General features: G+C 45.4%; 15 protein-coding genes and 1 pseudogene. 5 read left to right on the forward strand and 11 right to left on the reverse strand.

All coding sequences use genetic code 11. The features are described from left to right. Positions 1-105: 105 nt before the first annotated feature. The 7 genes and pseudogenes from QUA38_RS18875 to QUA38_RS18905 all read right to left on the reverse strand — a co-directional run. Positions 106-321, reverse strand: a pseudogene (locus QUA38_RS18875) (transposase); the annotation flags it as partial. 111 nt (positions 322-432) lie between these two features. After that, positions 433-1,428: a branched-chain amino acid ABC transporter permease gene (locus QUA38_RS18880; RefSeq protein WP_333164396.1), complete on the reverse strand. Its 996-nt coding sequence runs from the start codon at positions 1,426-1,428 to the stop codon at positions 433-435. Between the two features lie 242 nt (positions 1,429-1,670). After that, on the reverse strand, positions 1,671-3,032 hold the full coding sequence (locus tag QUA38_RS18885; protein ID WP_333164400.1) for a branched-chain amino acid ABC transporter substrate-binding protein: 1,362 nt from the start codon (positions 3,030-3,032) through the stop codon (positions 1,671-1,673). Positions 3,033-3,477: 445 nt separating this feature from the next. Further along, the gene (locus QUA38_RS18890; RefSeq protein WP_333164403.1) at positions 3,478-4,464 is read right to left on the reverse strand and encodes an AAA family ATPase; all 987 of its coding nucleotides are present in this window, start codon (positions 4,462-4,464) and stop codon (positions 3,478-3,480) included. Then, positions 4,461-5,132: a nicotinamide riboside transporter PnuC gene (gene pnuC / locus QUA38_RS18895; protein WP_333164405.1), complete on the reverse strand. Its 672-nt coding sequence runs from the start codon at positions 5,130-5,132 to the stop codon at positions 4,461-4,463. The genes QUA38_RS18890 and pnuC overlap by 4 nt, the downstream gene beginning before the upstream one ends. A gap of 21 nt (positions 5,133-5,153) precedes the next feature. Then, the gene (locus tag QUA38_RS18900) at positions 5,154-6,605 is read right to left on the reverse strand and encodes an NAD(P)/FAD-dependent oxidoreductase (protein ID WP_333164407.1); all 1,452 of its coding nucleotides are present in this window, start codon (positions 6,603-6,605) and stop codon (positions 5,154-5,156) included. A 127-nt stretch (positions 6,606-6,732) separates the two neighbouring features. Continuing rightward, positions 6,733-7,764 (reverse strand): glycosyltransferase family 2 protein, encoded by a 1,032-nt coding sequence (locus tag QUA38_RS18905; RefSeq protein WP_333164409.1) that lies wholly within the window; start codon positions 7,762-7,764, stop codon positions 6,733-6,735. A 606-nt stretch (positions 7,765-8,370) separates the two neighbouring features. On the opposite strand from QUA38_RS18905, the gene QUA38_RS18910 reads away from it, so the two are divergent. Continuing rightward, complete coding sequence (locus QUA38_RS18910) at positions 8,371-9,471, forward strand: glycosyltransferase family A protein (RefSeq protein ID WP_333164411.1); 1,101 nt, start codon at positions 8,371-8,373, stop codon at positions 9,469-9,471. A gap of 158 nt (positions 9,472-9,629) precedes the next feature. Here the strand turns inward: QUA38_RS18910 and QUA38_RS18915 are convergent, their stop codons facing one another. Further along, the gene (locus QUA38_RS18915) at positions 9,630-10,169 is read right to left on the reverse strand and encodes a Dps family protein (RefSeq protein ID WP_333164413.1); all 540 of its coding nucleotides are present in this window, start codon (positions 10,167-10,169) and stop codon (positions 9,630-9,632) included. Between QUA38_RS18915 and QUA38_RS18920 the strand changes: the two genes are divergently transcribed. From QUA38_RS18920 to QUA38_RS18935, 4 genes are all read left to right on the forward strand, one after another. Further along, positions 10,153-10,488: a hypothetical protein gene (locus tag QUA38_RS18920; RefSeq protein ID WP_333164415.1), complete on the forward strand. Its 336-nt coding sequence runs from the start codon at positions 10,153-10,155 to the stop codon at positions 10,486-10,488. The genes QUA38_RS18915 and QUA38_RS18920 overlap by 17 nt on opposite strands. Positions 10,489-11,483: 995 nt before the next feature. Then, positions 11,484-12,665 carry a heterocyst differentiation protein HetZ gene (gene hetZ, locus QUA38_RS18925; protein ID WP_190736312.1) on the forward strand — a complete coding sequence of 394 codons (1,182 nt, stop codon included), beginning with the start codon at positions 11,484-11,486 and terminating at the stop codon, positions 12,663-12,665. Then, positions 12,658-13,728, forward strand: a complete 1,071-nt coding sequence (locus QUA38_RS18930) for a hypothetical protein (protein ID WP_333164417.1) — start codon at positions 12,658-12,660, stop codon at positions 13,726-13,728. The genes hetZ and QUA38_RS18930 overlap by 8 nt, the downstream gene beginning before the upstream one ends. A gap of 206 nt (positions 13,729-13,934) precedes the next feature. Beyond that, positions 13,935-16,298, forward strand: coding sequence for a transglutaminaseTgpA domain-containing protein (locus QUA38_RS18935; RefSeq protein WP_333164420.1), 2,364 nt, complete (start codon positions 13,935-13,937; stop codon positions 16,296-16,298). Positions 16,299-16,420: 122 nt separating this feature from the next. Here QUA38_RS18935 and QUA38_RS29430 read toward each other — a convergent pair whose 3' ends face one another. The 3 genes from QUA38_RS29430 to QUA38_RS18945 form a co-directional block, all read right to left on the reverse strand. Continuing rightward, positions 16,421-16,765 (reverse strand): transposase, encoded by a 345-nt coding sequence (locus tag QUA38_RS29430; RefSeq protein WP_445305074.1) that lies wholly within the window; start codon positions 16,763-16,765, stop codon positions 16,421-16,423. 87 nt (positions 16,766-16,852) lie between these two features. Next, positions 16,853-17,104, reverse strand: a complete 252-nt coding sequence (locus QUA38_RS18940; protein WP_333164421.1) for a hypothetical protein — start codon at positions 17,102-17,104, stop codon at positions 16,853-16,855. A gap of 521 nt (positions 17,105-17,625) precedes the next feature. Next, positions 17,626-18,084, reverse strand: a 459-nt coding sequence (locus QUA38_RS18945) for a calcium-binding protein (RefSeq protein ID WP_445305075.1), incomplete at its 5' end; no start/stop codon positions are given.

Below are 18,084 nucleotides of genomic sequence, written 5' to 3' on the forward strand. Positions count from 1 at the left end.
GAGAATACGCTTTCATTAGGTTTGACTACAACAATGATATTTTATTGTACCTCATTACAGCGGAATCCGCTGTATCACATTGCTGACGGGTTGACAACCCCGTCAGGGCGCGGCAGTTAAAAAATGGTGTAATTTGTGGTAAATTACTCCGACGGCGTTTGTCGCCATCTGCGAGAGGTTTTTTCGCTCCCGAACTCCCAATAATCCGCCTAAATAGTTCCTAAACTCCCGTTTTTGGGCTTGATGACCAAAGATATCGTCAAATCTTTGACACTGTTTATCACAGCAGGGGGGCATCGCGGCGGGGGTCGTCTCTTTCATTGCTCATTCTTTAACCTTATATGCTTGATCTTCAAGCATTACAACTCATTTAGCTCCTATTTTTTTTAAGTCCCGATAAGTATCTCTTGCCATTATTTAAACCCTGCAACTTCAAACCTTCTCCTGAACATTTTCTCCCAACAAACCCCCTGGCCGAAAAGCCAAAATCACCACCAAAACCCCAAACACCCAAGCATTAGTCCAGCGGCTCGACAAATACTGATCGCTTAAAGACGAAAGCAACCCAATCAAAACCCCTCCTAACATCGCCCCGACAATATTGCCAATCCCCCCCAAAACTGCAGCCGTAAAAGCCCTCAAACCGGCCGTAAACCCCATCGTAAAAACAATAGTATTGTTGTACAGACCAACCAGAATCCCAGCCGAACCCGCCAAAGCTCCCCCAATCAAAAAAGTCAGAGCAATAATCTGATCCACATTAATTCCCATAATTTTAGCAGCATCGCGGCTTTGAGCAGTTGCTCGCATCGCCTTTCCCAGACGAGTGTATTGCACAAACACATGAAGCAAAACCATCAATACAGCCGCCACCACCAACACAATTAAATCTTTCGTAGTAAATACAATACTCGTTTGAATTCCCAAAAACTTTAGAATATCAACTCGCGGTAACAAATCGGGAAAACTTTTCGGCGCAGCAGAGTTAGAACCCATCACCGGAATAAAAGCTTTCAATCCTCCCCAAAATAACCCCATATTTTGGAAAATAAAAGAAACTCCAATTGCTGAAATTAAAGGAGCCAAACGGGGAGCATTTCGCAAAGGTCGATAAGCATACTTTTCGACAATAATATTCAGTCCAGCACAAAACACCGAACATGCAATTAAAGCGACTAGCATCACCGGTATAGCAATACCTAAAGGCGCGCCGTCTTGAATGCCAAAAGCCCCGAACACGGTTAGGGAAGCAAAAGCCCCCAACATATATAAATCGCCGTGAGCAAAATTGATTAACTCGATAATCCCATAAACCATAGTGTAACCCAAAGCAATAATTGCAATTAGCGCGCCGTTGACAAGACCAACTAATAATTGTTGGATAAAAACTTCAGGACTCCTGACTATTTCTCCAACGATTTTTGGCAAATCAAATCCTGCAATCGGGCCTAATAGCAAAACTATATAAACTACACCTAGATATAAGAGAATACTTTTCCAGTTCTTCATGTTTTTGAGTAATTGGGAATTGGGAATGGGGAATTTGGAATTTGGAATTAGCAATTGGAAATTAGGGATTGGAAATTGGGAATTGGAAATTAAAAAATGTGAAAAATTTTTCTTCCCTCTTCCCTCTTCCCTCTTCCCTTTTCCCTCTTCCTTCTGATTAATTATTCGGTCTTGAGCGCATTCACGAACTCCCACTTGCCACCTTTAACAACATTTCCTGACATTGTAGTCAAGCTGGTGTCGCCGTTGGTGTCAAAACTCCAAGTGCCGAGTACCCCGTTAAAATCTTTAGTTGCCAAGACAGCTTCGCGGATAGCAGCGCGGTCATTTTTGCAAACTTTATTAATTGCGCCGATCGCAACTTTAGCAGCTTCATAGGCGTAAGCTGCATAAGCTTCCGGTTCAGCATTATATTTTGCCTTGTAACTTTCGTACCACTTCGCACCCACACCAGTCAATTCTTGAGGAGGCAAGCCGCCAAAAGTAGCATAAACTCCTTCGGCATCTTTGCCTCCGGCATCAATTAAAGCTTGATCTTTAATGCCGTCCGGCCCCATGAACTTAACTGTATCAGCCGCCATCCCGACATTTCTCATGTCTTTAATTATTTGTCCGGCGTTGCTCTGAGTAGTGCCGCCGAAGTAAATCAGGTCTGGATTTAAAGCTTTGATCTTATTCATTAACGCCTTGTAGTCGCTAGCTTTAATATCAATTCCCTCTCTTCCGAGGACTTGAATTCCCAAGTTTTTAGAAGTTGCTTCAAAAACATCAGCGATGCCTTTTCCGTAGAGTTCTTGGTCGTCGAGAATGTAGACTTTTTGCACGCCTAAAGATTTTGCCCAGTTGCCAGCTACAGCCCCTTGAAGGTCGTCAGCGGGGACAACGCGGGTGAAATTGCGAGTGCCTGCGGGATAATAAACGTTGGGTTCTTTGGCTTCGCCTTTTCCTGGTTTAGTCAGTCCCGGATAAGTGTTTGCCGGACTGATCATGACGATGTTAGCTTGGTTGAGCACGGGAATGGAAAGTTTGGCTGCACCGGAGTTATAGTGACCGATGGCGGCAACTACCGAACCGTCAGCAACGGCTTTGTTCGAGTTGGAGGTTACTTGGCCCGGGTCCCATTTGCCGGCGGCGGCGGTGGCATCGTCGAGCACTTCGTATTCGATTTTGATTTTTCCGTCGCAAGCTTTGGAGTCGGTTTCGGCAAGTGCTTGTTTGATGCCGTTAACCATTGTTTGAGATTGACCCAAAGCGCTACCTGTCATCGGGAGCATGGAGACAATTTTGACTGTATTTGGGTCGCCGGGGCTGCTGACTGCGACGGGAGTGGCTGCAGGACTGGTTCCGGGGCTGGCTCCGGTACTTGTGGCGGTGGGTGCTTGAGGATTTTGACAGCTAGCGCACACAGAGGCTATTCCGGCTACAAAAAGTAATTTCCGCAATCCTGCGGCGCCGAGATTGTTTGTTGAGTTGATTTTTGGGGATGTGGCACTTTTGCCCCCTGACTTCTTGGAAAAGTTCATAGGTTGGTTTGTTTGTTGCTTGCGTCTTAGCATATTTTCACTGTTTTAAGTATGTAGTCAAGAGTTAGCATAAATTTTCAAGTTTTACGCCAACTTTTAAAGATACATCGCTGCTATAAGAAGTTCGGGACTTGGGACACATCTCCTGTTTATCGTTCCCAGGCTCTGTTTTTCCTTCCCAGGCTCTGCCGGGGAATGCGTAGCGGGAGGCTCTGCCTCCAGCAAACAAGGCAGAGCATCGGGAAATGGGTTTGCAGACAGAGCATGGAAACCAGTTAAACCACTTAAAACCAGTTAAACTTGTGAAAAACTAAAAGGGAAAGGAAAATACTAATTTCCTTTCCCTTTCTCAACCCCCCAGGGTCAAATCAGCTTGATTGCGAAATCAAAGACGAATCCTTTTTTTCTTTTGAGCGATCGGCATTAAAATATTCATGATTAATCATTACTCTAGCTCCTTTAACGTTTCAAACACCAACACTGAATCGATCGCCCGTAGAGCCTCCGACATTCGCAGCTCGTGCGTTCCTCCCACAGTAATATACCGCTTTCCTTTCTGCTGAAGAACCTCAACAAACCACTGGTGCATAGTCATTCGTAAATGTTCGCTTTCTCGCGTTCCATCCTGAACAAATCCGAAATCCGGCTGAGTCAAAATATACAAATCGTAGCGGCGGCTGTCTGCAATTTGCTCGACCATCGGGTGTTCCGAACCAACGTAACGTTTGTGCCAAATACAAGTAGCTAAAGAATCTGTATCGCAGATAATGACTTTGTTAGCGCGAGTAGCAATATCGTCTTCTATAGCAGCTTGTTTCTTGGCAATTTCTACAAATTCATAGCTGTCCCAAATTTCAGGATCGGGCGAATATTGCCTACCTTCCCAGTAACACCTGCCGTATTCGGGAACCCAAGCAGTTTGGTAGTGCTGTGCGAGCGATCGTGCCAGAGTAGTTGTGCCGCTCGATTCTACACCCAGCACGCAGACTCGTTTGGCAAAGTAAGCTTTGGCTGGGGGAGTCAGCATTTGCCAGTGTTCGGCTAGGCGCGATCGCAATTGCGTTCCACAAATTGGGAATTTGAGCCGTTCGCGATCGACTGCACAGTGTTGAGCTCCCATCAGTTTTGCCCAAGGTTCCCCGTAATCTTCTGAAGTAAAAGCGATATCGGGTTTTCGTCCGGAAAGCACCTCAAGAGTCCTCTGAGCCCAAGGTTCGGGGGCTTCCGGCAAATCGTCGAGAACTTCGATAACTTCTGCGTCGGGATGCAAAAACCGAATCCAGTCGGCTCTAACGCTTCCTGCAACTGCTTGATTTGTTTTGTAACAGGCGAGAACGATTAAACGGTCAACCTTTTTTTTAGCTTCTCGAATTAAGTAGTCGTGTCCTTTGTGGAAGGGGTAAAATTTGCCTACAGTAACACCCAGTATCATAAAGATTGCTGCTGTTTTAACTTTTGTTCCGAGTAAATCCGCTGAAAATTTTGTAGTCCGTGAATTGCCATCAACCAAAATATCGCGTACAAAATACTCGTCAGATATAGCCCGCGCGAGGCATACAAGGGAACGTAAATCGTGTCTGCAACAATCCACAAATACCAGCTTTCGAGATAGCGTTCCATCAGGTACAACTGGGCGATCGCGCTTAAGATGGTGGTCAGGGCGTCCCAAAATGGTGCTGCACCACCCAAAGAGACTAATACTGTTCGCAAGCCAAAGACGCCAACTGTAACTAAGACTGCGGTCAGGATGAGCCAGCGTTGGTTCATGCGAGATACAGGTTTTTCTGTGCTGTTTTCGCCACCCCGCAGCCAAATATAAATTGCTTGCAAGGTCGTGATTAAATAGAAGAATTGAATCGCCACTTCGCCGTAAAGTTTAACTTTATAAAACACCGCAGCGTAGGCGATAACTCCGATTAAGCCGATCCACCAGCCTAGGGGATTGTTTTTAGCAAGCAGCCAAACGCTCCAAGCAGAAGCGATCGCGGCTATCGCTTCGATTAATTCGAGTTGGATAGGGACAAACCACTGCACAGAAAGCAGGAGCACGAAGATGCTTGCTGCGAAGCCGATTAAGTTTGCCCGGTTCGCTTTTTTCATGGCAATCCCTATTTCGGCTGGCTATATGGACTGCGAAATCAAATCCGAATCCTTCTTTTCTTTTGAGCGATCGACACTAAAATCTTCATAGTACGATCGCTCAGTATTCACATCCCACAAATCGTGCTTTTCGCCGAGAATATTTCTCACAGCCAGCATCCCCGTCAGCATGGAATGGTCTTGGTTGTTGTATCGGTGCATACCGTTTCGCCCGATCGTCTGCAAATTCTCAATTCCCTTCACAAAACCTTCAAGTACCTGCAGGTGTCCTCGATATTCACCATCATAGACTGGATAAGCTTTGAGTTGGCGTATGATAACTCCATCTTCCACCTCGGCAGTTGTTGCTAAACCTAAACCAACCAACTCGCGAGTTGCTAATTCGATAAGTTCCGCGTCCGACATTTCCCAAACGTCGTCGCCTACGCTACAGAAATATTCCATTCCTAAACAACTTTTGCTGGCGTCGGGAACTAAAGCGGCACTCCAATTCTTAAAGTTTTGAATTCGTCCAACTTTGACTTCGGGGGAGTGAATGTAAATCCAGTTGTCTGGAAACAAATCCTTGCGATTGACTATCAGCGATACAATCAAAAAATCTCTATATTTGAGCGATCGCGCGGCGTGCAACACCTCTTCTGGCGGCTGCGGCTTCAGTCTTTCTACCAGTGCCGATATCGGCATACTCGTAATGAAATTATCCGCCGAATATTGAACTACTTCTCCGTTTTGCTCCGCAGTAATACTTTTAATGGTATTACCTTCACGCTCAAAGCTAATGACTTTAGTATCGAGATAAACTTTGCCGTCTTTATTTTCCACAGCTTCCGCGAACTTTTCCCACATCATCCCCGGCCCCAAAGCCGGATAATCAAACTCTTTGATTAATGTTTTAGTGTCGTTGCTGCCAAACAAAGCATTAATAATTGCTGTCGTCAGCGACAATCCTTTAATCCGCTGCGCCGCCCAATCTGCTTGAATTTCCGAACAAGGAATGCCCCAAACTTTTTCAGTGTAAGTCTTAAAAAATGTTTTATACAAGCGTTCGCCAAAACGATTGATCACCCACTGTTCAAAAGTTTTTTCTTCCCGAAGTGGCCAAATTCTCACTTTCAGATAACTCAAAATAATCAGCGTACTCTCAATTATGCCCAAATTAAAGAGAGTATTGAAGGCACTGATAGGATAGTTAAAAAATTTACCTTGATAAAAAATTCGCGACAATCGTGGCACTTTAATAAACTCATTTCCCAGTACCTCTTGCCACAACTCCTGCACCGCTTCAACTTTAGTATAAAAGCGGTGGCCGCCAATGTCGAAACGATAGCCTTTGTAGCTTTCTGTGCGAGCTATTCCCCCAACTTTATCACCTTTTTCTAGTACAACAGGGATAATGCCTTGCTTGACTAGCTCGTAGGCAGCAGTCAAGCCCGCAGGACCTGCACCGACGATCGCAACAGGATAATGTTTCACTCAGCCTACCTCCAGCTTCTAAATCGAACTATACAGTTATTTATAACTTGTCAAAGCGATAGATGCACCCGTGAATACCCTGAGAAACTATCAATCGACCTGATGTTTAAGCACAATTTGCCTTGATTTATTGAGCGGATACTGGCAAGCTAACTTTGCCAGTCAAAAGCTTTTTTTGGTATAAGTAGCGACCAGTGCCAATCGCGAATGCCAGTCCGCTGTAAAAGTAGAAAAGCCAGTGCCAAGGAATTGTTTTCAGGGCAAATAGGATACCGTGTTTACGGTGAAAAAATTGGTAAAGCGGTGCATTAATTGCTACCAGTGGTATAGCCAGCAAACCAGCCAGTAGCAAAAAGCTCAGCGACCAGCAGGTTCCCAAAATTGCCAGCAGGACTGCATAAGTTAAAATCACGCTGATGCGGTTTGAAACTTGCAAGTTGAGGTCGTTATTCAATTTGCGATCGCGCCAAATCAGTTCTGTCCAAGGCAGTGCTCGGTAGAAAAAGTCAGCTTTCACCATACCCATAGGTTTCCACCGCTTTAAATGCTTCACCTGCAAGGTTTTGCACAGCCGAATGTTATAACCTGCTTGTTTCAAACGGTAGCCGAACTCAATATCTTCGATCGAAGCTTGGCGGTAACTCTCATTAAAGCCACCCATTTGCAAAAAAATTTCCCGGCGAATCACTCCGCAAGCGCCCCAAAAAGTCGAAGCTTCTTCGTTACCTGTTTGGTGCACGTAGTGATGCAGCAAATTCCTGTACTGCGATAGAAAATCAGGATCTCCAGGAGCATCATCGTAAGAACCAATGAAAGCAGCTAAGTAGGGATTATTTTTGAACACCGATATCGCATATCCGACGGCTTCTGGACAAACAGCGACATCAGCATCCACAAAAAACAGAATATCTCCCTTTGCAGCTTGGGCACCCAAATTCCTTGCCCGCGCTGGCCCCCCGCACTCAGGAATCCTGATGACTTTGGCGCCGAATTCCTTGGCCAGACGCCAAGAACCGTCGCTTTCGCCATCTGCTACTACAATAATTTCGATCGGCCTGGGCACAGCTTGAGCAAGTTTTGACAAACAGGTGCGGAAGTAAGCGCCCCCGTTGTGGACTGGGATAATAACGGATACAGTGGGGTCGGCGGTAGAAATCATTACCTAAATTGTTTATATTGCAGGGGCTAAAATTTGCTGGAATTTTATTGTTGCTATTTTACGAAGGGTAAAATCAGCTCTACTTTTTTATTTATAACTCGATTTCTGTTTGTCTTCAACTAGATTTTTTTCTGGTATTTTCGATTTGATTTTCCCCATTCTTACCTGTATTTTACGCCATATCTTGCTGAGACTGACCTGATGTAGGCAACAGCTTTACAAAATCTTTAAATATATCATTGTTTGTGTAAACTTGAGAAAAAGCCCCAGCAGCATTTTGGTGTGGCTGTGTTGCAATGCACAAGAATTTGATTTTATAAGTAGGCAAACCGTATAAAATCAAACATCTTTCATACTGACAGCCCGGAACTCTCAGCACTTGCACGGTACAATTTCTTTTACAGACCTCATCCGCGAGTGACTCCTGCACCAAGTCTCGATCTCGGCTGCGGACTCATTGCACATTTTATGAGTTTTGGCAATATATTTTAAATATACGTCTTAAAATTTGCGACGTTGTACGATCGAGCTTTGGTAATTTGCTAACATACCCTTAGCCAGCTCCCTGTGAACCAAAAGTTTTACCTAAACCATTTTTTACATTACATGAATCCCTCACAAAACACTTTAAATCAGCCATTAGTTTCAGTCATCGTACCAGCTTTCAACGCTGAAAATTTTATTGCTAAAACCTTAGAGTCTGTCTTATCTCAAACTTATCAAAACATAGAAGTTTTAGTAGTTGATGACGGCTCTACAGATACAACAGCCCAAATCGTCAAATTTTTTGCTCAAAAAGATAGCCGGGTCAGCTTATTCCATCAATCAAATGCCGGCGTCGCCGTCGCTCGCAACCTAGCAATTGAGAAATCAAAAGGCGAATATATTGCTCCCCTCGATGCGGACGATATTTGGTATCCGCAAAACCTAGAAAAACAAGTGAACTGCCTGAATTCCTCAGCACCATCTGTCGGAGTTGTCTATTCCTGGTCTGTTGATATAAATGAAAAAGACTTGCTCACAGGTGGATTTTATAACTCCACCATCGAAGGAGAAGTTTACACAGCATTAATTTATAAATATTTTATAGGCAATGCCAGCTCATCTCTAATCCGCCGCGTTTGCTTTGCAAAAGTCGGCGGTTACAACGGCAAACTTAAACTAGAAAACGCTCAAGGCTGCGAAGACTGGGAACTTCACCTCCGCATAGCCGAACATTATCAATTTAAAGTCGTGCCAGAATACTTAGTTGGGTATCGGCAGATTGCCAGCAGTATGTCTAGCAACTATGCAGCAATGGCAAAATCTCACTCTTTAATTATGGCAGATGTCCGACAGCAACATCCCGAAATTCCCCGTAGCATTTATCGCTGGTCTAGCAGCAATTTTTACATTTACTTAGCTGTTAAAAGCAACCGCAGCGGCAATCACCGGAGTACATTATCTTGGCTGTATCGAGCTTTCAAAGAAGATTTATTAATGGCACTTTTGCGCCACAATTTGTATCTACTGTCAATAGAAAGTATATTAAAAATAATAGTTCCAGCACCAACTGAATCTGGGTTAGAGTTAAAACAAGCATCAGAAGCGAGTGAAGGGACGACACTTGCTAGGATTGAGACGCGAACGAAGGCTCACAGAATGTTGCCGTCGCAGGTATACGAAAGAATGCGATTCAACAGTTTAGGAAATCGAAAATCTACATAAACTCAACATTGAAAAACCCGGTTTATTCAAAAAACCGGGTTTTTCAGGAAGCTAGAGGGTGTTTAATTCTACCTGGTTGCTCGATCAAGCATCAGGAAAGAGGGTTAAATAAAAAATCTAAATTTTCCCTTCTTCCTTCTTCCTTCTACTTAATCTTTCTAAGCGTGAGAAGCTGTAAGAGTTTGAGCTTTTGGCTGCTGGCCGTCTGGCGCCAGGGATTCGCCTTCAATAAACGAGCGCAACATCCAAGCCATTTGCTCGTGCTGTTCCATCAAACCAGTCAAAAAGTCTGCGGTTCCGTCATCCTTAAACTCTTCACCGCACTGTTCGACGTGTTGGCGGAGATTGCGAATAATCAGTTCGTGGTCGTCAACTAAACGCGACACCATCTCAGTCGCTAAAGGCAAATCGCCGATATGTTCTTTAATCGAGCCATACTTCAGAAAACCCTCAGCAGTACCAATTGGATAGCCACCTAAAGTTCTCACCCGTTCAGCCATAGCATCGATATTTAGTGTTAACGCCTGATAGTGTTCTTCCCACAACTGGTGGAGCGATCTAAACTGCGGGCCCACTACATCCCAGTGATACTTTTTGGTTTTGATTAACAGGAGATAAGCATCTGCCAGGTCGTGATTCAATAGCTCGATAACGCCTGCACGCTGCTCGTCAGATAGACCTATGTTTAACTTACGCATTGAAATTTTTCCTTCAACTCTAACTTTACATTTATTAGAACAAATTTACCCAACCACTTACATCAACCCAGAGGACGATCGAAGACGATCGAACTTTAGTAAAATATCTGCTTTTCAGGTTAAAGTAATTGCAATATTGATACCCTTAGATAGATGCAATGAAACTTATTGTTCGGGAACACCTTGGCTTGGTGAACAGAGCGATTGGGCCGCCGATGATTGCCCTCTCAATCCTGCTACAGAAAAAGGCTGGACTCTGATAGCCCGTACAAATCCAGGAATTTCTGTGGAAGTTAAGCAACATCCCACCGAACGTTAACCCAAATCCACACACTTAATTGTGCGGGCTGCTTTCAAGGACTGCATCAGGGACTTGCAATTAAATATAACCCTGTTATCCTAGAAGGCTAGGAAACAGATTTTCTGACACGAGCAGTTCTGACCTCTGTGATTGGGATGCTAGAAATGAGATTGAGTGCAACCGCTCAATCGACGTTTAAGGATGCTGTAAAGAAACAGAGGGGCGATCGCCATCAAAACTTTATGACCAAAGTGGCTGAAAACTACTTTAATGTTTGAGCCGGGAAAGTAGAAACATTTCTAAGATGGAACCCTTGATAGTGTTCAAACCGGCTTACATGAACACAGATAATCTTGGGTTTGTTAAATAGCGATAAACTGAATCAAAGAGAGGTATATCATGACCTGTGAGGTAGTCGATAATCGCTGCTCCTCCTTAGCTCATCAACCCTCTATACTACATGGACCAAACCAAAAGTTTGTTCAACCACGGATCTTGTTTTCACTAAAACCAAGCCTTGGGTCGATTGTGATCGTACAACCACCTGAATAATCCATCCCAAGCGATTCATCACTGATTTGAGAAACCGTTGACCGCTGTCACCTCGATCGACTCTACCAAATACAGCCACGCAACCCTTTGTCCCATCTAGTAGGCCACCGGGAGAAGTGGTGCGTTCGCTTCACCTTCAGGAACACTTGCGCTGCTGTGACCACCACAGCACTAAGCCGAAGCTATCAACAGCAGTGTAGCGTTGTCGGCCCGCATGAATGCTTTGTCAAACCCCACACTTTGATGAAGCATCGTTGCAGTGGCAAAAGTTTAAACCTAGTTTTTGGCGGATGGCGCCTCCAAGACAGATAAAAAAAGCAGTCCTCTGTGTTTGCGCGAAGGAGGAGATAGAGGGCATTGCAGTTTGTCCTATCTGGGGAATACGGGGTAAAGTAGCGGTAGGAAAGATTTATCCATACTTTTACTAACTGTGCTACTTTCATTGTTAGCTGTAAACCATCATGCGGGAAATCTGCCAGAGCGTGGAAACCATATTTCAACTGCTGTTAGACGAACTCAAAAAGTCCACTCGCGCGTCTGAGCAAAACTGCCAAGATGTAGCAGGGCGACTCGCAGCAGAAGTCAACAGGATATGCACTGAAAGCCAGCGGATTCAAGCCTCCGGAGATATAGAAGGTTCAGCCCAGAGCCTCGCTCAGCACCGCTTGCAACAATGCCTTCACTATTACAATTTAGGCTCCGGGCCCGGGCGAGTAGAATTGCACAGTACCCTCAGCGCGATCGTCTATCGCTACATCACCCCTCCGCAGGTGCAGTCTAGCTATCAGGCGCGAGTAGAACTGATCAAAGATTTTTTGCAAGGATTTTATCTCGAAGCTTTAAAGGCATTTCGGCGCGAAACCCAACTGCCACCTACCTACAGTCCCCGCACTCGCTTAGAACTAGCAGAGTACATGGCTTTTGTAGAGCGCTTCGGCAAGCGACGCATTCCTTTACCTCGGAACCGCAGCCAGCAACTAATTATTTTACGGGCCCAAACCTTTTCCCAGCAGCAGCCCAAAGAAACTTCCGTAGATATGGAACAAGCCGCCGACGGAGGGGCTTCAGATTCCGACCAAACTTGGAACGACACCTCGGTGCACTCAGTGCGGGAAGCGATGGCCGGACAGGGTTCGGCGGCAATTCGTCCCCTCGGCGACGAGTCAGAATCTCTGCGGCAAAACGTGATTGACGAATTAGTGGGTTACTTGAAAGAACGCAACCAACAAGACTGCGCCGATTACTTCGTGCTGCGCTTGCAAGACTTGCCGACTAATGAAATAGAGTCGCTTTTGGGTATAACTCCCCGCCAAAGAGACTATTTGCAGCAGCGCTTCAAGTACCATTTGCTCAGGTTCGCCATGTCGCACCGCTGGGAGCTCGTTCACCAGTGGCTGGAAGCAGACTTAGACCGCAATTTGGGTTTGCTGCCTTCTCAGTGGCAGGCTTTTGGCGAGCAAATTGGTCCAGAGGGACAGCGTTTGCTAAAGTTGAAACAACAGGGTCTGTCAGAGTCAGCGATCGCGCAAAGCCTCGGCAGCACGGTAGCCCAGGTACAGAAACGGTGGTTTAAATTGCTGGAACTTGCCTGGGAATTGCGAAATCGTTCAGATTCCGGAGAAGGGGCATCTAGTGATGAATAACGAAACGAACAGGGATGCAGAGGCTTTCGATCGCCATTTTTTAGACTGGATATTGCAGGCGCCGATCGCGAATACCTCTAACGAAGATGAGGAAAACCTCTATCCATCCCCTCGCTCAGAAGAGTGGGGCGACACAGAAGACAATTCCGGGGTGGAATACTGGGAATGGGACGAACCAGACCCGCTGGACTATCAAGTGGGGGCGCACAGCAATGCACCCGCACAACCGCAGACAATTGGAGAAATACCGACCGTGCAAGACCGTTTTCAGACCTTGTTAAAAGAAAGGCTTAGAGCCGAAATTGAATCTAACCCGCCACTGTTCCCCTGGGAAACAGAATTCAAAAGCTACGACCACGATTACCCAGACGATGTAGCCCCGCAATGGGTTCCTCCCCTACACCTCTGGACTCCCCAACTACAAAATATCAGGTGGGGCAGCCTGCCAATTCCGATCGCCCAAGGGGTTTTTGCTCAACTGCTAGAACCTTGTCAGGAACTGGTAATGTCGTCGCTGCGGCAAGGCTCGAAGTTAGTTCGCGCTGTAGATAGCTTGTTTCCGGGCCAGTCTCACGAACTCAACGAGTTAGCTGGTTTAGTGCTTCGAGGTTCTTTGCGGGGACTTCTAGATTTAGAAGATTTCCCGACTTACGAAGCGGCGAGTACCGATCAACAAATGGTGCTGTCGCTGTTGGCCGCGAGGGAAATCATGGAGTCTCTAACTTTGGATTGTCCTGTGAATCAGCCGCCTGTTTCGCGGGAGTGGCTGACTGGTTTGGGTTCGCTAACTCTGGAAGCTCAATACCTGTCGAACAGCAACAGAGAACAGCCAATGCCATGTTTAAGAGTTGAGTGCCAATTTCCGGGGGCAGGAAGTTTGGAACTCAAGGGAGAAGATGCCGAAGCAACTGCACATCGTCCAAATTCCGGGCATTTAAGTGTAGAGTTGTTTGACCCACAACCGAACAAGACTTATGCTCTAGAAGTTCGATTACAAAACTTCGAGACCAGACCTTTGATGTTTGCTATTCGTCCAATTTGGACAGGACAAGATAGCAACTAGAAAGGTCTAATTAGAGTAAATAATTTAGGTTTTTACTCTCTGGTTTGACCTCACACAAAAACCGATGCAATCCCTCGACTTCTGTCGTCGTGGAAAGCAAAAAAGTTTAGATATTAGTTCAAGCCCCCAGATTCATCTGTGGAGTAAATCTAAAATCTAGAATCTAGAATCTACAATCTACTGCTCGTTGACTTGGATGGGTGCACATGACAACTGATAACCTGCGAAATATACCTGTTTTGGGTAAGCTGTGGGAGCAGATTGAGGCCATGCCTCCGCCGGTGATTGAGGATTCTTTACTGCTGCGAATCCTAGTTCAGTTGTTGGTAATTGTGGGAATTGTGGCTACTGACGTTGCTGCTGAAGAAGCCCTAAACCTGTGGGCTGTGCCTGTTAGTATTGTGGGAGCAACTTGGAGTTGGTACCGCCGCCGCGATCGCAATGTAGCTGCTAAGTTCTGCATAGCTATTGGAATGCTGGTGGCGCTGTTCGCTTTTTTTAGCCGCTTGGTGGGAGAATTGAATGATACGCGGTTAGTTTTGGCGCAACTGTTAATCCAACTTCAAGTGCTGCACAGTTTCGATTTGCCTCGCCGCAAGGATTTAGGCTACTCGATGGTAATCGGGCTAATTTTGTTAGGGGTAGCAGCGACTCTCAGCCAAACCTTGACTTTTGCGCCGCTGTTGTTGGTGTTTTTGGCTTTAGCGCTTCCGACTTTGGTTTTGGATTATCGATCGCGGCTGGGATTTGTGAAGCCAGAAGCCATTGGCGAAAAAGCACAAGGTAAAGGGAAAAATGAAAGCCTGTCGCTATTTGCTGCTACTTTATCCCCAAAGTATTTTGGTTGGCTGCTGCTGATAACTGTCGGGTTGGGGCTGACTATTTTTGCGTTTTTGCCACGCCTCCCTGGCTATCAGTTGCGGACTTTTCCGGTGAGTGCTCCTATTGAATATCAGGGGGAGTTTGACTCGCGCAGCATTCTGAATCCAGGGTATGTCAGAGGGGGGAATCAAAAAGGAACTGGCGGAGGAAGGGGGAGAAACCCAGACAAAGGGCCAGGAGAAGTGGACTCTACTTTTTATTACGGTTTCAATCAGCGCATCAATCAAAATTTGCGGGGGGAAATGAAACCTGAAGTGGTGATGCGGGTGCGGTCGCAGGCGGCGGGTTTTTGGCGGGTGTTGGGATTCGACAAATACACCGGTCAGGGTTGGGAAATTTCTCGCAACGAACAAGCTCAAAAGGTGAATAGAACTCGCTGGTCTTATCAATTTTATCTGAATCCTTTTCCCAATGCGCCTCGCACTCAAGAGGTGATTCAAAGTTATACTATTGTTGCTCAGTTGCCGAATTTGATTCCGGCTTTAAACAAGCCGAGGGAACTTTATTTTCCGACGCCAGAGGTGGCGATTGATGCCGAGGGGGGTTTGCGATCGCCTTTGGAATTAGCGGAGGGTGTGACTTATACGGTGATTTCAAATGTGCCTTTTCGCGATCGAGCTTTGTTAGGAAAAACTGGTACTAATTACCCGAAAAATATTCGCAACTTCTATTTGGATGTGCCGCCGAAAATTGCCCAGAAGGTGCGAGAAAAAACTGAAGAAATATTGGCGGCAAGAACTAGAGTATCTCAATCAGACAGACCGATCGATTCTCCTTACGAAAAAGCTTTGTACTTAGCTCAATATTTGAAGCAAAACCCTAATTATAAAATTGAAAAAGCTTTGCCTTACTTAGAGGAAGGTGAAGATTTAGTCGAGGGTTTTCTGTTTGGTTACAAAAATACCCAGGATGGCAAAAAAGTTACAGGTGGATATCCCGACCACTTTTCGACGGTATTGACAATTATGCTGAGGTCGATCGGGATTCCGGCGCGACTGGCGGGCGGTTTCGATACAGGAGAATTCAACCCGTTTACTGGTTACTACGTTGTGAAAAATACCGATGCTTTCTTGATGACGGAGGTATATTTTCCCAATAATGGCTGGTTTGCTTTTAATCCGATTCCCGGTTATCCGCTGATTCCGGCTTCGGTGGAAGACAACCAGACTTTTAGTGCGATTGAATCGTTTTGGAAGTGGATGGCGGGTTGGCTACCGACTCCACTCAGAAGCGGGCTGGATTCAGTCATAGGTTTTGTAATTGGCTGGATAACTTTGATTGTGGGCTGGTTTCTGGGACAGTTTTCTAAGGGTTGGGTGGGGTTATTTACTGGTTTGATTGCTGCGATCGCCTTTGGCTTTATTGGCTGGTTAATTTGGCAACTGTGGTGCAAGTGGCGCCACCGCCGCTGGCTGGCGAAGTTGCCGCCGGTGGAAGGGGTTTATCAGGAAATGCTGAAGGATTTGGCGAGTAGGGGATTTGCCAAGCAAAAAGCTCAAACGCCTTTGGAGTATGCTGAGGCAATGCGCGGCAATCATGCAACTGATGAAGCTGAGGTGATTTATGAAGTTTCGCAAGCTTACGTGCGGTGGAAGTATGGCGGCGAAGCGGGTAATTTGAACCAGTTGCGGCAGTTGGTGGAAAATTTGAGGCGATCGCACTTGAAGAAACTCAAAAAGTTAAGATAAAAATCGGCGATGGAAAGAGGCTGCTGTCGAATGTCTGATGAGTCAACCCATCAGATATTCGCCGTCCTGAATAGGCAGAATGATGGTGTAATTGAGACACCATATTACAGCACTTTCCGATGCTATGAGGTACAGTAGCAGCAATGAGTGAACCAATGTCTTAAATAGTTCAGATTCATCAAATTAAAGGCAGCTACTATGATCCTGCCAATCATCTCTGGGGTCTTGGGAGAAAACATTCGTAAAAAAGATTTAAGCTGTGACCAACACATTTTAAGAGGATTAAAATCAGGAGAGTAAGGGGATAAACAAATAAGCCTTGCACCTACGCTTTCAATCATTGAATTGATTGAGGTTAGTTTATGGGCGGGTAAATTATCCATTACTACTACCGCACAATAGCCACAACTGAGGGCATAAAAACTTCTTAATAAATACAGAAAATGCTGCACCGTCCATTGAGTCATTCAGGATCATTAATGCCAGCAGTTTCTTAAGATTAATTGCGCCAATAGCTGTGACGAACGCTCCTCGATAAAATGGTTGAATTCCTCCTATTCTTGTCCCCAAAGAAGAATGGGCATGACTTCTAGCCAAACGAACGCATCATGGCTGTTTCGTCTAAAAATACGCTTGTTTTGGGTCTCGATATTTCGGATTTTTTCCCAATACTCAACTCTTAGTTTTTGTACTCTTTCTGTTCCGGCTTGGCTACTGTACCATGTTTTTTTTCGAGTGAGTCCTAATTTTTGTTTGGGGCGACACAGGCGCTCCGACTCACGCATTTTCCAGTCTTCTATCCCCATAATTCACACAATTCGCTCAAAGTAGCATCGGGAGGACGAGCTAAAGCATTCCCTCACTTACGTTTCTGCATCATTTAAATGACTGAATCGGGTTTTCCCCCTCTGTTTGGGAGGTGAATTTTCCTCAGTTTGTTGTTGCTTGACCAGTTTTTGAACTAGACTTTTAGTAACGCCAAACAGGTCAGCTACTTTTCTCGCTTGACATCTTCTCTGCCAAGTGCGCTGTCACTATTTTTGAGCAGAGGTCTAAAAAATAGGATTTCATGAGCTTTAGCTATCAGGTGCTTTGCACTTAATTGAAGCTTATAAAATCGGAAAGTGCTGTATATACTTTCCCCGATTTTGAATTTCTACTTTTAGATGAGGCTAAAAAATCTCTAAAGACATAAATGTTTTAATATCAATGCTGCAAAATACGGTGGCGTATAGAAGATAAACTGCCCGCTACCTGTAGGGACACGGCGCTGCCGTGCCACCTACCCAGAACTCGCTCTATAGCTCGTCTAATTCCCTACATATAACTAAGCTAAAAACTGGAATTGAGAACCGTTAACTGCCAATGCGAACGGACTCGCTTGTTCAAATGCACCAGTAAGTTCAAAGCTGTTGGTATTTAAAACTATCCCCACAATCTGTCCGGTAATGATGTTTTCAATCACCATGTCGTTGATAATTCCGTCATTATCGTAAGCAATCAAATTGTCGTCTTCAAAGAAAAGGTCTAGTTCTGTTAAACCGTCCGTCAAACCGATGCGATCGCCCTCGTCGAAGTTAAAATCGGTAATGACATCGGCTCCATTTATACCAAATGCTTCATCGTTGCTTCTGATCACAAATATATCAGCACCGATGCCTCCCGTGAGCAGGTCAACTCCCCGATCGCCTGCTAAGAAATCGTTGCCCTCATTGCCTTCTAAATCGTCGTCTCCTTGCCCTCCCCGCAGGATATCGTTCCCGAACCCTCCGAAGATCAGGTCATT

Source organism: Microcoleus sp. Pol12B4 (assembly GCF_036701385.1).
GTDB lineage: Bacteria > Cyanobacteriota > Cyanobacteriia > Cyanobacteriales > Microcoleaceae > Microcoleus.

What these genes read in the sequence shown, in the direction of transcription:
- QUA38_RS29430 (WP_445305074.1), bottom strand. Translation starts at nt 16,765, where the DNA reads ATGACTCAATGGACGGTGCAGCATTTTCTGTATTTATTAAGAAGTTTT.
- QUA38_RS18915 (WP_333164413.1), bottom strand. Translation starts at nt 10,169, where the DNA reads ATGCGTAAGTTAAACATAGGTCTATCTGACGAGCAGCGTGCAGGCGTT.
- QUA38_RS18940 (WP_333164421.1), bottom strand. Translation starts at nt 17,104, where the DNA reads ATGGGGATAGAAGACTGGAAAATGCGTGAGTCGGAGCGCCTGTGTCGC.
- QUA38_RS18890 (WP_333164403.1), bottom strand. Translation starts at nt 4,464, where the DNA reads ATGATACTGGGTGTTACTGTAGGCAAATTTTACCCCTTCCACAAAGGA.
- hetZ (WP_190736312.1), top strand. Translation starts at nt 11,484, where the DNA reads ATGCGGGAAATCTGCCAGAGCGTGGAAACCATATTTCAACTGCTGTTA.
- pnuC (WP_333164405.1), bottom strand. Translation starts at nt 5,132, where the DNA reads ATGAAAAAAGCGAACCGGGCAAACTTAATCGGCTTCGCAGCAAGCATC.
- QUA38_RS18885 (WP_333164400.1), bottom strand. Translation starts at nt 3,032, where the DNA reads ATGAACTTTTCCAAGAAGTCAGGGGGCAAAAGTGCCACATCCCCAAAA.
- QUA38_RS18920 (WP_333164415.1), top strand. Translation starts at nt 10,153, where the DNA reads ATGTTTAACTTACGCATTGAAATTTTTCCTTCAACTCTAACTTTACAT.
- QUA38_RS18930 (WP_333164417.1), top strand. Translation starts at nt 12,658, where the DNA reads ATGAATAACGAAACGAACAGGGATGCAGAGGCTTTCGATCGCCATTTT.
- QUA38_RS18935 (WP_333164420.1), top strand. Translation starts at nt 13,935, where the DNA reads ATGACAACTGATAACCTGCGAAATATACCTGTTTTGGGTAAGCTGTGG.
- QUA38_RS18910 (WP_333164411.1), top strand. Translation starts at nt 8,371, where the DNA reads ATGAATCCCTCACAAAACACTTTAAATCAGCCATTAGTTTCAGTCATC.
- QUA38_RS18905 (WP_333164409.1), bottom strand. Translation starts at nt 7,764, where the DNA reads ATGATTTCTACCGCCGACCCCACTGTATCCGTTATTATCCCAGTCCAC.